8 protein-coding genes and 1 tRNA gene are annotated in these 14,754 nt (G+C 67.0%); 2 read left to right on the top strand and 7 right to left on the bottom strand.

Features of this window, described 5'->3' with window-relative positions; genetic code table 11:
* The first annotated feature begins 25 nt into the window (after nt 1–25).
* Nucleotides 26–2,218: a DUF6541 family protein gene (locus AC1AYD_RS02610; RefSeq protein WP_476544646.1), complete on the top strand. Its 2,193-nt coding sequence runs from the start codon at nt 26–28 to the stop codon at nt 2,216–2,218.
* Nucleotides 2,219–2,372: 154 nt separating this feature from the next.
* Here AC1AYD_RS02610 and AC1AYD_RS02605 read toward each other — a convergent pair.
* Nucleotides 2,373–2,457, bottom strand: a tRNA-Ser gene (locus AC1AYD_RS02605).
* Nucleotides 2,458–2,704: 247 nt separating this feature from the next.
* On the bottom strand, nt 2,705–3,991 hold the full coding sequence (gene serS, locus AC1AYD_RS02600; RefSeq protein WP_476544645.1) for a serine--tRNA ligase: 1,287 nt from the start codon (nt 3,989–3,991) through the stop codon (nt 2,705–2,707).
* 262 nt (nt 3,992–4,253) lie between these two features.
* On the opposite strand from serS, the gene AC1AYD_RS02595 reads away from it, so the two are divergent.
* Nucleotides 4,254–5,384 (top strand): diacylglycerol/lipid kinase family protein, encoded by a 1,131-nt coding sequence (locus AC1AYD_RS02595; protein ID WP_476531338.1) that lies wholly within the window; start codon nt 4,254–4,256, stop codon nt 5,382–5,384.
* A 197-nt stretch (nt 5,385–5,581) separates the two neighbouring features.
* Here AC1AYD_RS02595 and AC1AYD_RS02590 read toward each other — a convergent pair whose 3' ends face one another.
* From AC1AYD_RS02590 to AC1AYD_RS02570, 5 genes are all read right to left on the bottom strand, one after another.
* Nucleotides 5,582–6,415, bottom strand: a complete 834-nt coding sequence (locus tag AC1AYD_RS02590; protein ID WP_476544644.1) for a PRD domain-containing protein — start codon at nt 6,413–6,415, stop codon at nt 5,582–5,584.
* Between the two features lie 146 nt (nt 6,416–6,561).
* Nucleotides 6,562–8,670 (bottom strand): glucose PTS transporter subunit IIA, encoded by a 2,109-nt coding sequence (locus AC1AYD_RS02585; RefSeq protein ID WP_476544692.1) that lies wholly within the window; start codon nt 8,668–8,670, stop codon nt 6,562–6,564.
* 244 nt (nt 8,671–8,914) lie between these two features.
* The gene (locus AC1AYD_RS02580) at nt 8,915–9,685 is read right to left on the bottom strand and encodes a helix-turn-helix domain-containing protein (RefSeq protein ID WP_476544643.1); all 771 of its coding nucleotides are present in this window, start codon (nt 9,683–9,685) and stop codon (nt 8,915–8,917) included.
* A 180-nt stretch (nt 9,686–9,865) separates the two neighbouring features.
* On the bottom strand, nt 9,866–11,452 hold the full coding sequence (locus AC1AYD_RS02575; protein WP_476502876.1) for a hypothetical protein: 1,587 nt from the start codon (nt 11,450–11,452) through the stop codon (nt 9,866–9,868).
* Nucleotides 11,452–14,490, bottom strand: a complete 3,039-nt coding sequence (locus tag AC1AYD_RS02570) for a hypothetical protein (RefSeq protein WP_476544642.1) — start codon at nt 14,488–14,490, stop codon at nt 11,452–11,454. The genes AC1AYD_RS02575 and AC1AYD_RS02570 overlap by 1 nt, the downstream gene beginning before the upstream one ends.
* Between the last annotated feature and the right edge of the window lie 264 nt (nt 14,491–14,754).

Here is a 14,754-nt window from a genome sequence, read left to right as displayed (position 1 = left end):
CAAAGACGATCGGGGATTGGTTTCCATGACTCAGATTTCGATGATCCACCAGCGGATCCGCCAACGCGACCGCATCATCCGATGGGCGCCGGCCGTGGCGGGACTGCTGGGCGTGATCGCCGCGTTCTGCATCGTGCTCGCCTGGTTCCCGACGGCCGTGTGGGACAAGCCGATCCAGGGCATCGACGCGCCGTCGCACTACTACTTCATCCGCAAACTGCTCAACCGCGGGCCGAGCGTGCTGCTCACGCTGCAGCCGCATGACGGCTTCTACCCGCCGCTGTTCCACACGCTCGCCGCGCTGATCGTGAAGGTCGGCGGGGCGCTCGGCATCCCCGCGCTCACCGGGAACCTGGCGGTCGTCGTCGCGGTGAACTGCGTGTGGATCCTCGGCGCGGGGCTCCTGTGGCCGCTCGGCATGACGCTGCTGTGCGGCTATTTCCTGCGCGACGCGTCGCTCGGCACGCGATGCGCGTTGAACCTCGTCATGCCGATCCTCGCGGTCTCGTCCGGCACGAACCCGTACCAGATGCTGTACGCGGGGCCGCTGCTCGCCTACGGATTGGGCAGCAACCTGCTGCCCTTCCTGCTGCTCGCCACGCTGCATCTGCTGGATGCACTGGTGGACGTGTTCGAGGCACGGGCGGCGGCTGCCGCGGGCGGCGCCGGTCTGGGCAACGCGGGCAAGGGCGCGAAGCGGCGGCTGCCGGCGGCGCTTCGCGCGCGGCTGCTGCGCACGCTCGCCCTGACCGCGCTGGCCGGATTCCTCGTCGCGGCCACGCAGCCGAAGCTGATTTTCACGTACATCCTCATCATGCTGCCGTTCGTGCTGGTGCGCATGCCGTGGAGGCTGATCGCCGGCGTGTTCGCGGCGCTCGCCGTGGGAGCGGTCGCGTTCTTCGTCTACGCGTTCACGTTCATCAAATCGGACAAGTACTTCCATCCGGAACGCTGGTTCCACACGCACAAGCCGGACATGAGCCTCAAGACGTCGCTCACCTACGCGTTCACCGACGGCATGGTCTCCGGCGATCCGGCGAACGGACTGGTCTCGTTCGACGTGCCGACCGTGGCCGGCTGGGCGATGATGATCCTGCTCATCGGATCGATCGCGGTCGCGGGCGTCGCGGTGGCGCGCTGGTGGCGCGGGTACGGTCGCGGGCACGGGCACGTCGTCGTCGACGATCGTCGCACCGGCAAAATCGCGTTGTCGCTGATCCTGTCGTTCCTGTTCGTCCTGTTCGTCTTCGAATGCAGCGCGACGTTCACCGGCGCGATTCCGAACATCGTCACCGCGGTCTGGTACCGCAACGAAGTGCGCACGATGACGTTCCTGCCCTACGTCATCCTCCCGCTCATCGCGTTCGCCGCCGCGCGGCTCGACGCGTGGATCGGCGCGGACGATGCGGACGATGCCGAAGCCAAGGTGGCCGCCGCGATCATCGCGCCGGATGCCGATACGACCACAATCGACGGGTCGGACGGAGCGGCGGCAGGCGCCGGAACCGAAACCGAAACGACGGACACGACCGCGACCGACGCCGGTACGCAAGACGAGGCCGCCGACGCGCGCGAGGCCGGTTCCGGCGCGGCGAAGACGCGACGCCGAAACCGCCTGACGCGCGGCGTCGCAGCGGCGGGCGCCGTGCTGCTGGCCGTCGCGATGGTCGCCGCCCAGGCGGACAGCCCGGTCAAGACCGAGATGCGCGCGGCGCTGACCGACGCGGCCCGGCTCGACAAGGTCGACCCGACCGAACAGCTGACCGGCGACAAGCTCGACGCGCTCACCCGCGTGGTGGACAAGGTCGGCACCGACTCGCTCATCATCTCCGACCCGCTCAACGGGTCGATGTACGCGACGGCGCTGCTCGACGCGAACATGCTGTACCCGGTCTACAACCCGCAGGACACGCTCAACGGCGCGATCTTCAAGCAGGTGGAGCTCGACTTCGCGTCCGGCGACCCGGCGACGATGCTCGCCTCGCCATGCTCGGTCACGCCCGGGAAACCGGTGTACTTCCTCACGATGGGGCCGCAGGCGCCGAGCCTGCAGATGTTCACCTACCGGGCGCAGTTCTACCAGTTCCACGACGAGAAGCTGATCGACGCCTACGTGAAGGCGGGCGCGCTGAAGCCGGTCTCCGGCCTCGACCTCACCACATACGGCCCGCACGCCAAGGACTGGGCGCTTTATCAGCTCGCCTGCCCGGCGAAGTAGGGGAAGTAGGTGCGGGGCGACGTAGACGCGGGGCGACGGGCGACATAGGCGACGGGCGACATAGGCGACGGGCGACATAGGCGACGGGCGACAGGAAGTCGGCGGATACGCGAAACGGGGCTTCGGACATTCCCGAAGCCCCGTTTCGTTACGGCGGGCAGAGCGAGATTCGAACTCGCGGAAGGTTGCCCTTCAACGGTTTTCAAGACCGTCTCTTTAGACCGCTCAGACATCTACCCGTATACGCGCACACCCCGTTTCGGCCGCATGCACGACGATTCATTATACAGAAGGTGCGGAACACGTCCTTCCGCCTTCACGGCGGCGCGCCCCGCACCAATAAACCGCCCCCGACATCCCATGGTGCGGTGAAATCCCCATGGTGCGGTAGGCCAAAACGGCCATTTTCCAACGTTATGGAGATTGTGTGTTACCGCACCATGGGGGTGTGGGGCGGGCTAGGCGGGCGTCACGCCTGCGAGGGCGTCACGCCTCCCACTTGGTGGGTTCGATGACTTCCTTGCCGCCCATGTAGGGACGCATGGCCTTCGGAATCTCGATGGAGCCGTCCTTCTGCTGGTGGTTCTCGAGGATCGCGACGAGCCAGCGGGTGGTGGCCAGCGTGCCGTTGAGCGTGGAGACCGGGCGGGTGGAGCCGTCCTCGGTGCGCTCGCGGATGTTGAGACGGCGGGCCTGGTACTCGGTGCAGTTCGAGGTGGAGGTGAGCTCGCGGTAGCGGCCCTGGGTCGGGACCCAGGCCTCGCAGTCGAACTTGCGGGCGGCGGAGGAGCCGAGATCGCCGGCGGCGGTGTCGATGATGCGGTACGGCACCTCGACCTTGGCGAGCATCTCCTGCTCCATCTCCAGCAGGTGCTGGTGCTCCGCGTAGGAGTCCTCCTGCTTCGCGTAGACGAACATCTCCACCTTGTCGAACTGGTGGACGCGGATGATGCCGGAGGTGTCCTTGCCGGCGGCGCCCGCCTCACGGCGGTAGCAGGAGCTCCAGCCGCAGTAGCGCAGCGGGCCGTTGCCGAGGTCGAGGATCTCGTTCTCGTGCATGCCGGCCAGCGCCACCTCGGAGGTGCCGACGAGGTACTGGTCGTCGGGCTCGCGCAGACGGTAGATCTCGTCGGCGTGGGAGTTGAGGAAGCCGGTGCCGCGCATCACTTCGGGGCGCACGAGCGTCGGGGTGATGGCGAGCGTGAAGCCGTGCTCCTCGGCCTGGTCGACGGCCATCGTGAGCATCGCGATCTGCATGCGGGCGACCTGGCCGCGCAGGAAGTAGAAGCGGGAGCCGCCGACCTTGACGCCGCGGCGCATGTCGATGCCGGCGACCTCGGTGCCGAGGGTCAGGTGGTCCTTCGGCTCGAAGCCTTCGGCCGCGAAGTCGCGGATCTGGCCGACCTTCTTGACGACGACGTAATCGTCCTCGCCGCCTTCCGGCGCCTCCGGCTCGACGATGTTCGACAGCTTCCACATGGCGGTGGTGTATTCCTCGGACGCGGCGTCCGCGGCGGCCTTGTACTCGGAGACCTTGTTGGCGAGCGCCTTGGTCTCGGCGATCAGCTTGGCCTTCTCGTCCGCCGGGGCGGCGGCGACCTTCTTGCCGATCTCCTTCTGCTGGGCGCGGGCGGCCTCGAATTCCTTGAGGGAGGAGCGGCGCGCCTCGTCGGAGCGCAGGACCTCGTCGACGAGTTCGACGGACTCGCCGCGCTCGCGCTGGGATTCCTTGACGACATCGGCGTGTTCGCGAATGAATTGAATATCAAGCATGCCGCCCAGCCTACCGCCGTAAGCCGACACGCGGGATGCGGGGTCCCGTTGTCCTGTATCGCGGTCTTGCTCCGACAGGCAACGCAGTCGCTTTCATGCCAAACACGTCGTCGCCACGCCAACCATGGCACGCAACCGACGCGAACCATGCGACCGGCCCCCGCCAGCCGGCCGGTCCGACCCGCATCCCAACGTGCAGGAATCGTTCAATTATTCCGTGGCGATGCGGGAATCTTAGCGCCGAGTGAGCAGAATAAGGATTATGCCCACAGCCGCAGTCATCATCGCAGTAGTCCTCGGCGTCGTCGCCGTCATCGTCGCCGTCGCGTTCGCCGTTCGCGCGTATCGGCGCCGCCGTCTCGCCGAGAAACTCGTCGCACGCGATGACGACCAGGTGCATTACGCGTTCATCGTGAACCCGTCGAAGCCGCAGGCCGCCGCGCGCCGCGCGCATATCGAACGGTTCTGCAAGGAGAAGGGGCTCACCGAGGTCGAGTTCATCGACACGCAGCTCGACAAGGACGGCCGCGCGTGCGCGCTCGAAGCGCTCGAGCACGGCGCGGACGTGGTCGTCGCGGTGGGCGGCGACGGCACGGTGCGCACGGTCGCGTCCGCCGTGTCCGGCACCGGCCATGCGCTCGGCATCGTGCCGATCGGCACCGGCAACCTGTTCGCGCGCAACATGGGCATTCCGGTGGACGACATCGATGCGGCGCTCACCGTGGCCACGTCGCACGGGTCGCGTCGCGTGGACATGGGCCGTCTCGCGCTGCTCGACCACCCGGAGGAGGATCACGCGCACGCGTTCCTCATCATCGCGGGCGTCGGCTTCGACGCGGCGATGATCGACGACACCGATCCGGAACTGAAGAAGAACATCAGCTGGCTCGCGTATTTCGTGGGCGGCGTGAAGAACCTGTTCGCGCCGAAATACCGTGCGAACGTGACGATCACGAGCGCGGACGGCAGCACGCATTCGACGCGCGGACTCGTGTTCCGCACGTTCATGGCCGGCAACTGCGGCCAGATCCCCGTGTTCTCGCTGATGCCGAACGCCTCGTTCCACGACGGCCTGCTCGATTTCGAGATCATCGACACGACGGGCGGCATCATCGGATGGGCGAACCTGTTCGGCGACGTGGTGCATCAGACGATCACCGGCAAGGCGGAGCAGAACCCGCTCTCCACGAATTCGACGATCGACCAGGTGCAGGGCGTGAGCGCGGAACTCGTACTGGAGAAGCCGACGCCCGCGCAGGTGGACGGCGACATGCTGCCCGCCACGCAGCACATCCGGTTCACCGTCGACCGGAACGCGCTGATCGTGCGCGTGCCGGAGATCACCGGCGGTGACCCGTCCGCCACCGGCACGATGGAGCCGATCCGGGCGTAGGGTCCATTGTTTCTGTGCCCCCTTCAGGGGGAGCTGGCCACCATGAGGCGGACTGAGGGGGACCCGACTACCCCACCCGTCGGCTTCGCCGCCACCCTCCCCTGCAAGGGGAGGGAAGAAAAAACAGCCACCCTCCCTGCGGGAGAACAGAAGGAACGTCAGGCACCATCCCTGCAAGGAGAGGGCCGAACCGAACGTCAGGCGGCGCTGACTCGGGCCACGTGGAGGGTGAGGTAGGCGATTTCGTCTTCGGTGAGCGTGGTGTCGAGGCGCAGCTCGATGAGCGCGGCGATGCGGCGGGCGCATTCGGCGGCCTTCGGATAGGACTGCATGATCGACGCGACGATCGCCTCGGGTTCGCGCTTCAGCTGGCTGTGCTGGTGGATGCGCACGAACAGGTAGCGCAGATGCGTAATGAATCGGCCCACGTTGACGGAATGTTCGTCGAGCGTGATGCCGTACGTGCTTTCGATGACGGCGAGCAGCTGCTGGATCACGCCGGTCATCGCATACGTGTGGGTCAGGTCGCCGGTCGAGAATCCGGCGTTGACGAGGTGCAGCGCGAACGCGACGCCCTCGTTCTCGGGCAGCACGCCGCCGAGCCGTGTGTTCAACGCCTTGAGCAGGGCCTTCCCCTGCGTGTATTCGCGCTCGTACAGCGTCTGCACCTCTTCGGTGAGGGGGTAGGCGATGGCTGGGATGCCGTTCTTGACGCGGCGCAGCGCCCCGCACACGTGGTCGGCGAGGGCCATGACGAGCGTGGGATTCTGGGCCGCCTCCTCGCCCAGACCGATTCGGTCCATGGCTTCGGAGACGAGTTTGATGACCTCGGGCGGGATGTCGCCGAGCAATTGGGCGAGATGGTCGGGGTCGCGCCCGTCGGCGGGCACGAACACGCGCGCCACCTTGGTGCGATCGACCGTCATGCCGGGTTTCGCCTTGAAGCCAAGCCCGCGGCCAGTGAGGATCACCTCGCGCGTGCCGTCCTTCGCGAGGACGACGTTGTTGTTGAAGACGCGAAGTATTTCCATGACATCCCTTTCACCCCATGACCGGACCGGCCCCGGCCCGAAGGCCGCCGCCGGAATCCGTCCATAAGGCTCAGCATAGCCGACGCGCCGGCCCGGGCCGCGGCGGAATCATCCGCCGAGGGCCCGGAACCGGCGCGTCGGAATGATCACTTCTCGATGGCGAGGACCTCGTCACCGGCCTTGACGTCCACGTTCGTCTTCGGAGTGACGGACGTGAGCATCGCGGTGTTGAGGACCGTCATCAGCGTGGTGGTGCTGTAGCCGGCCGCCTTGACCTTGTCGAAGTCGACGGCGACGAGCGGATCGCCGGCCTTGACGCGATCGCCCTTGGCGACCTTGACGTCGAAGCCTTCGCCGTTCATCTTGACCGTGTCGATGCCGACGTGCACGAGCACTTCGACGCCGTCATCGGTCTTGAGGCCGAACGCGTGGCCGGTCTCGGCGACGGTCTGGAGCACGCCGGAGACCGGGGCCTTGACGACGGAGCCGGTCGGCTGGATGCCAACGCCCTCACCGAGGGCGCGGGAGGCGAACACCGGATCGCCGGCGTCGTCGAGGGAGACGACGTGGCCGTCGACCGGGGCGCCCACGGCGGTGGTCGGCTCGGCGTCGGCGGCCGGGGCGGCCGGGGTCTCTTCAACAGCGGTCTCGGCGACCGGGGCGGCGGCGGGAGCGGCCTCGACGGCGGCCTTGCCCTTGCCGGCCTTGGCCTTGACAGCGGCGGCGGCGCGGGCCTTCACTTCGGCCTTCTGCTCCGGAGTGCGGTAGTCGAGCGTGATGATGAGAACCATCGAGGTGATGAACGCGGCGGCGATGGACACGGCGTAGACCCACATCTGGTTGAACACCGGGATGGTGAGCAGCGAGGTGAAGGCGAACGTGGTGGTGGTCACGCCGTGGACGCCGACGGAGGACGGGAACAGCCAGCCCATGACGGCGATCACGACACCGCCGACGCCACAGCCGACGAGCATACGGGAGTAGATGAGCTTGTAGCGCAGGTGGATGCCGTAGAGGGACGGCTCGGAGACGCCACCGAGCAGGCCGGCGGCGAGGGCGCCGATGGAGGTCTGGCGCATCTGGTCGTCGTGGTCACGGATGGAGAGGAACAGCACACCGGCGGTGGCGCCGAAGCAGGCGAAGTTCCACGTACCCATCGGGCCCTGGATGAAGTCGTAGCCGAGCGTCTGGATGTTCATGAGCATCAGGGCGTTGAGCGGCCAGTGCAGGCCCAGCGGCACGAGGAACGGGTAGAGCAGCGGGATGGCGATGGCGAAGATGAACGGCGCGTGGGAGTTCATCCAGGACAGGCCGACGCCGACGCCGTTGCCGGCCCAGACGCCCAGCGGTCCGATGATGTAGGCGGTCAGGGCGCCGACGATGATCATCGAGAAGAACGGCAGGAAGACGAGCTGAACGGAATCCGGGATGATCTTCTTGAGCCCGTGGTAGACGAGGGCGAGCACGGCGGCCATGAGCAGCGGCACGAAGACCTGTCCGGAGTAGTCGGACATCTGCATCGGCAGACCGAACACGGTGGTGGTGCACTGCGTGTTGCCCATCACCTTGACGCACTTGACGGCGTCGCCCCACTGCTTCGGATCCTGCAGGGTGGTCATGAACTGCGGGGTCATGAGCATGGCCATGATGGAGCCGCCCAGCCACGGATCGACCTTCAGCTTCTTGGACGCGTTGTACGCGATCATGATCGGCAGGAAGTAGAACACGCCCTTCCAGATGGCCTGGATGAACACGAGGCCGGTGGTGGCGGTGTCGTTCTCGACGAGGCCGAGGGAGATGGCCAGGTTGACGAGCGCGATGATGATGGACGCGCCGAGCAGGACGCCCAGGATCGGGCGGAAGGAGTCGGCCAGATACTCGAAGAAGTTGTCGAGCCAGGCGACCTTGCCACGGATGCCCTTCTTGCGTTCCGCGGCCTTGAGTTCGGCGTTGGACATCTCGCCATCGCCGTCGTCGTCCGGGACGGTGCCGGCGCCGAGGCCCGCCATCTCCGGCAGGTGCATGATCTCGTCGTACACGGAGGCGACCTGGCCGCCGATGACGACCTGGTAGCGGTCGCCGGACTGCGGCACGCCGCCCAGCACGACCTTGTTGGCGTCGAGGGAGGCCTGGTCGACCTTGCCCCCGTCCTTGAGTTCGAAACGCAGTCGGGTGGCGCAGTGCGTCAACGACTTGACGTTGGCGGCACCACCGACGGCGGTGATGATCGCCTTGACATCGTCCTGATGCGACATCGTGTTCTCCATTTCCTTCATTCCATATGTCGCAGCTTCCCACGTGTCAGGTCGGCATTGGCCCAGACAACGAAAAAGACCTGGGGCAAGAGTCTGGGACCGTGGAACCCGCACCTTATGGGTGCATGTTCCTATGGTTTGGCTCACGCCTCAGGTCTTGCCTCGAAATCTTGAGTAGCAACCCTGCTAAGGAAACTGACAGTGCGTCACTATAACAGAACGATAACGAATATGCAAACCTTTTTTAAACAACTCCCCAAAACGGCTTGTTTCCAACGTTTTTCGGCGACACACCGGCGATTCTAGCCGTACGGGAGGCGCCCGCACGTCCACCGGTGCCGCGCCTGCCGCCGTCACGCGCGTGGCCGTCACGCGTAGCGCCGTCACGTGCCGCGTCGGGCAGGCACGACCACACGTAGACGGCGTTGACCGGGTAGCGTCCCGGCTTGCGCCCGTCGCTAAGCTGTTCGTATTTGCGCCAGATCGCGCGGACCTCCTGTTGCGCGGCGATGCCCTCCTCCTCGGTGAGCACCAGGTTGCCGGTGGAGAGCATCGTGTAGGGACTGGCGTCGTTCGGCGGCACGGCGCGGCTCCGGGCACGCGCGACGATCATGCGTTCGATGCGGTCGCGCATCGCGACGAGCACGGCGTCCATCAGTTTCATGCGCGCCTCATGACTCGGCTCCTTGCTGACGACGATGCGGTACTGCTTGGCGCTCGGCATCCACGGCGCCTCGCGTCCGTCGCGCAGTCCGCGGACGCGATGGATGATGCCGACCTTGCCGAGTTCGCGCAGATGGTAGCTCATCACGCTGGGGCTGACGCCCACCGCGTCGGCGATCTGCGTGGCGGTCAGCGGCTCGTGGCTTTCGAATAGCTCCGACAGCGCCGCGTAGCGGATGGGATTCGTGATGACGCGCAGCACGCGGCGGTCGCTGACCTCGAACACCTCGGGCAGCTCGTCGTAGGCCATCGCCGTCATCTCCTCCCACTCGTCGGTCAAGTCATCCACCATTATCATCCTCCTCGTCCTCAGCCGCGTTTACCCCCTCAGTCGCGCTTCGCGCGACAGCTCCCCCTGAAGGGGGCGCAGGGAGATCGACATGCGTGCAACGCATGACCGTTCTCCGCGCCCCCTTCAGGGGGAGCTGGCCGGCCGCAGGCCGGACTGAGGGGGGTTACAACCCGAAAGCGATCAGACCGTGAACTGCTTGCTCGCGGTCGCACCCGTGGTCGTCAGATCCGAGCCCGCGGCCTTGAGCGACGCAGTCGCCTTCACCTCATGCGAACCCGTGGCGAGCCCGTCACCGAGACGCACCGACCACTTGCCGCCGTCCTTGACGACCGTCGTGTACGACTTGCCGTCCACCGACACCGCGACCTTCGCACCGGTCGCCGCATCGACCGTGCCGGACACGGACTGCGCGTCCGCGGCCGAAATCACCGGTTCGCCGACCTTGATGGTCAGGTTGAAGTTATCGCCGAACATCTTCTCGGCGTTGTGGTCTCCGGCGATGAACGCGAAGCCGCCGGCCACCGCGTCCGGATTGTCGCGGTCGGCGCAGCTGTCCATGTTGCCGTAGGAGTCCATGCCGATCGCGTAGTGGCCGGAGACGATCGCGCCGCCGGAATCACCGGACAGCATGCATGCGTCGAACTGGAAGCCGGAGACCGACTTCATCACGCCTTCCGCGTTGATGCTTTCGCTCACATTCACGCGCTTGATGGTGCCGCAGGTCCAGCCGCTGGTGGAACCGGACTTGCACGCGGGCATACCGACGATCACGTCGGAGCCGTCGTACACGTCGAGCGGCGTGCCGTCGTCCTGCGAGTACAGGCCCTCGCCCTTCGACTGGGAGGCGTCCTTGCCGTCGGCGCCCCAGGTGGAGACCTGCGGCAACGACTGGTAGGTGTTCTCGGACAGGTTGATGACGCCGGCGTCGTTCTCGTCGCCGACGTGGCCCTGCGCGGCGCGGCCGACCACGTTGCGCGCGTCGTCGAGACCCCACTGGCGGTCGAGGTAGATGGTCGGGACCGGGAAGGTCATCGCCTTGATCTGCACGCCGGTGTCGATGCCTTCGACGCAGTGGCCGGCGGTGAGGTTCACGTTCTGGCCGAAGCCGTCGGTGCCGGCGAATCCGGCGGAGCAACGCGCGTTGCCGCCCGACGTGGTCGTCACCATGTAGCCGGTGCCGCCGATGAAGTCGCCCGCGGCGAGACCGCCCGAGGTGAGTTTGAGGGACTTCTTCGCGTAGGACTTCACCGTGCCGTCCGTGTAGTCGGCGTAGTAGGTGCGGGAGGCGTCGGACGCCTGTTTCGCGGCGGCCTCACGTCCCAGCGGATCGGAGGTCGTCGCGTCGGCGCCGGCGGCGGACGCGCGTCGCGCCGTCGCCGCGTCGGACGCGATGACGTGCAGCGTGCCGTCGCCGTCGATCCATGACGCCTTCACGCCGCTCCCCAGCGACTTGACCGTCGCCGCCCCGGCGCGGCCGGCGTCGGCGAGCGCCAGATACTTCGCGCCGCTCATGTCGAGATCATGCGCGATGGCCGCGTTGAGACCGTCGCCGAGCGCGCCGGCCTGCGCCGTGTAGTCCGCGACGTTCGGCGCGCTGTATCGCACGACGCCGCTCATGTCCACCGCCGGGCCGTTCACGGCCATCATCACGCCGGCCGCGGTGGCGAACGCCAGTCCGGCGGCGAGCGCGGCGACGCCCAGTTTCTTCGAACGCGACATCGTCGCGCGCGTTGCGTTCATCTTGTTCTCCTTATCCGAGTGTTCCATCACGCACGCTCCTTACGCGCCTTGGCGAGCATCGCGGCGCCGGCGAGGGTCAGCAGCGCGCCGACCGCCAGCAGGCTCACGGATGCGCCGGTCGAGGCCAGCGGCGAGGTCGCGGCCGCGCCGGTGCCGGCGTTCGCGGCACCCGCGCCCGCGCCGGAACCGGGCTGCGGCGTCGGCTCGCTCTTGGCGACGAGCGCGTCGATCGCGGCGGCGAGGTCGCGGTAGGCGGCGTCGACTTCCGGCTGCGTGGCGTCGGTCTTGGCGAGGACGGCTTTGGCCGCGGCGAGCGGCGAGGCGAGACCGGCCCAGGATTCCGCCGTGTACTTGGAGGAGTCCAGCGTCTCGGCCTTGGCGACGAGATCCTGCAGCTTGGTCTTATCGGCCGTGCTGGGCTTGGCGGCGGCGACGAGCGCGTCGATCGCGGCGTTGAGGTCGCCCCACGCGGTGTTCACTTCGGCCTGGGTGGCGTTCTCCTTGGCGAGGACGGCCTTGGCTGCGGCGAGCGGGGCGGCGAGACCGGCCCAGGATTCCGCCGTGTAGTCGGATTCCTTGAGCGCGGCGGCCTTGTCGACGAGCCGCTTGAGCTCGGTCTTGTCGACGCCGGCCGGCTTGTTGTCGCCGGTGACGGCGAACGTGGCCTCGCCGTGGTGGTAGTCCTTGGTCTTCACCTGGACGGTCCATTCGCCGGACTGCGCGGTGTCGGTGGCGCGCTTGAGCGGGGCGGCGAGCTTGATGTCGCCGTCGGCGTCGGCCTGCAGCGTGGCGGCGATCACGGTGGTGCCGTCGGGCTCGGTGATGCGCACGTCGCCGTACTGGTAGGCGTCGAGGCCGGTGGCGCTCAGGTCGAGGCCGGTCTTGGCGAAGTCGGACTGGGTGAGCGTGTCGGCGGAGAGGGTCACGCCGATCGTGGCTTCGGGCGCGCGGTCGTCGGTCACGGTGAACGTGGCCTCCTGCTTCGGGTGGTCCGCGTCGTTGGTGTAGAAGGCGACCTTGTATTCGCCGGTCTGCGCGGTCTCCGGATCGTTGGCCTTGAACGTGCCCTCGTAGTTGCCGTTGGCGCCGAGCGTCATCGGGCTGGCGATGGCGGGCGTGCCGTTCGGCGTGGTGATGAGCAGGCTGCCGAGCTCGGAGGCGTTGAAGCCGCTGACGTCCAGCTTGAGGCCGTTCTTGTAGAGGTCGTAGGCGCTGATCGTGTTCGCGGAGACGGCGACCTTGCCGCGGGGCGCGGTCTTGGAGTCGTCGGTCACCTTGATGGCGATCTGGCTGTAGATGCGGCTCTTGGCGTAGTGGTCGGCCACGACGAGCGTGTACGTGCCGGGCACGAGCGCGTTGTTGTAGCCGCTGCGGCCGCCGAAGTTGTTCGGGGCCTTCCAGTAGCTGCCGTCGTCCACGTAGGTGCCGTCGTCGCCGGTCAGGCCGCTGACGCCGGGCATCTGGGAGCCGTTCGGGTTGATGATGTAGCTTTCCGTGTAGTCGCCGGGCACGTAGCCGGTGGCCTTGAACGTGATCGCGCCGTCGGCCAGCAGATCGGACTGGGTCATCGTGGCGACGCCGTCCTTGACGTGCTTGGCGAATTCGCCGGTCGGTACGATCTTCGGGTCGATCGTGATGCTGGTGTCGTCGTAGACCTCGTAGCTGCCGGTCACGTAGCCGGACTTGGTGCCGACGACCTTGACCGCGTAGGTGCCGGGCTTGGCGGCAAGCGACGTGTCGTACAGCGGCGAGGAGTACTGGCCCTCGACCGGCTTCGGGTAGGTGGTGGGCAGCATGTTGTACGCCGTCTGGAAGCCGGTGTTCGGGTCGGTGAGGATGAACTCGACCTTCTCGTCCTTCTGCATGCCGTCGACGGTGAACTTGAGGCCCTGCAGGCCGAGCGCGTACTGGGAGATGCGCTTCGGGTCGATGGTGAGCTTAACCGTGTCGGCGGCCTTCCTGTCCACCGCGTCGGCGAACGGGTCGTCGTTGGCGACGATCGTGAAGTCGGCCTTCGCTGCGCCGGATTCGGTGCCGACCGCGACCAGCTGGAACACGCCGGTCAGGCCGACGGCGGTGCGGGTGACGATGGCGTCGGAGACGGTGCCGTCGGCGGAGGCCTTGTAGTCGTCGATGGCCTGCGCGTCGCCAAGGGAGGTCACCGCGTAGATCTTCACCTCCTCGCCGGCCTTGAAGCCGGAGGCGGTGAACTTCATGCCGGTGAAGCGCATGTCGTACTGGGTGACCGTGGCGGAGGCGGGCTCGATCTTCGCGGTGCCGGCGGCCAGCTCGGCCGGATCATCGGTGATCGTGTACTTGTCTTCGACGCTCGCGCCGCTCTTCATGCCGGTGAGCTTGACGGTGTAGTCGCCCTTGCGCGCGTAGTCGGCGTTCAGGTAGCTGATCGTGTTGATCCACTTGCCGTTCTTGTCGGCGTAGCCGGCGAAGTACTTGGTCATGTTGTACAGCGGGTCGCCGGGGCCGGCCACCTCGTACGCGATGGCCTCGCCCGCGGCGAAGCCGGACGCGTGGATGGCGATGGCGCGCCGGTCGGACAGCTCCTTGTGCGTGACCGTCTGCGGGAACAGGGTCATCTCGGCCTTGGCGGCGGTTGCGGAGGCCGGGGCCGGGGCACTGTCTGCGGCACCGGTGCCGGTGTCTGCCACGCCGTCCGCGGCGAACGCGTCGGCGTCGGAGGGCTTGGCGCCGGACGTGGACGCGGCCTCGTAGCGGAACATGTCGTTCAGCTTGACCGTGTCCGGCAAGGTCTTCGCGTTCTTCAGATCCGGTGCGCCCTGCTGCGGCGTGGTGGCGGCCTTGAGCGCGTCGTCGCCGTTCGAGGACTGCACGGGGGCGGCCTGTCCGTCCGCGCCGGTGAGCGTGTAGTCGTCCTTGGCGGACTTGGCGGCGGTGCCCGTCGCCGTGGTCTGCGACGTCGCGGCCTGCGTCTGGCCGGGTTGCGCGGTCTGGGCGATGGCCGTCATCGTCCCGGCGCCCAGACTCGTCAGCCCGAGCACGACCGCGCACAGCCCGCCCAGGGCCTTGCGCGTGGTGGTGATGTTCATGATGTTCTCGACTCCCTTCCGAGTGACGCTTCGATCCTTCCCCGCCCGTTGCCGCGACTCCCCTTTCCTTGACTGCCAAGGTGCGCACGTCCAGGTTTCCCGATCAAAGTGGCCCCATGTTATGAAAAATTCTCGAAACGGAAGAACATCATGTTGCGCCGAAGTAAAAACAATCAAAAGACGGGGCTGTGCGGACCGGATGATTCGGTCCTCACAGCCCCATCGTTCCAATGCCGCCAGCGCCGCGGGAATTATGAAAGAAAA

The organism is Bifidobacterium sp. LH_426, from assembly GCF_056356875.1.
Note: the sequence above shows the minus strand (reverse complement) of the source record. Positions and strands in the feature narration are given on the sequence as shown.

Excerpts from the sequence above, each read along its gene's own strand:
- AC1AYD_RS02610 (WP_476544646.1), top strand. The coding sequence starts at position 26 with ATGACTCAGATTTCGATGATCCACCAGCGGATCCGCCAACGCGACCGC.
- AC1AYD_RS02580 (WP_476544643.1), bottom strand. The coding sequence starts at position 9,685 with ATGGTGGATGACTTGACCGACGAGTGGGAGGAGATGACGGCGATGGCC.
- AC1AYD_RS02585 (WP_476544692.1), bottom strand. The coding sequence starts at position 8,670 with ATGTCGCATCAGGACGATGTCAAGGCGATCATCACCGCCGTCGGTGGT.
- AC1AYD_RS02575 (WP_476502876.1), bottom strand. The coding sequence starts at position 11,452 with ATGGAACACTCGGATAAGGAGAACAAGATGAACGCAACGCGCGCGACG.
- serS (WP_476544645.1), bottom strand. The coding sequence starts at position 3,991 with ATGCTTGATATTCAATTCATTCGCGAACACGCCGATGTCGTCAAGGAA.
- AC1AYD_RS02590 (WP_476544644.1), bottom strand. The coding sequence starts at position 6,415 with ATGGAAATACTTCGCGTCTTCAACAACAACGTCGTCCTCGCGAAGGAC.
- AC1AYD_RS02595 (WP_476531338.1), top strand. The coding sequence starts at position 4,254 with ATGCCCACAGCCGCAGTCATCATCGCAGTAGTCCTCGGCGTCGTCGCC.
- AC1AYD_RS02570 (WP_476544642.1), bottom strand. The coding sequence starts at position 14,490 with ATGAACATCACCACCACGCGCAAGGCCCTGGGCGGGCTGTGCGCGGTC.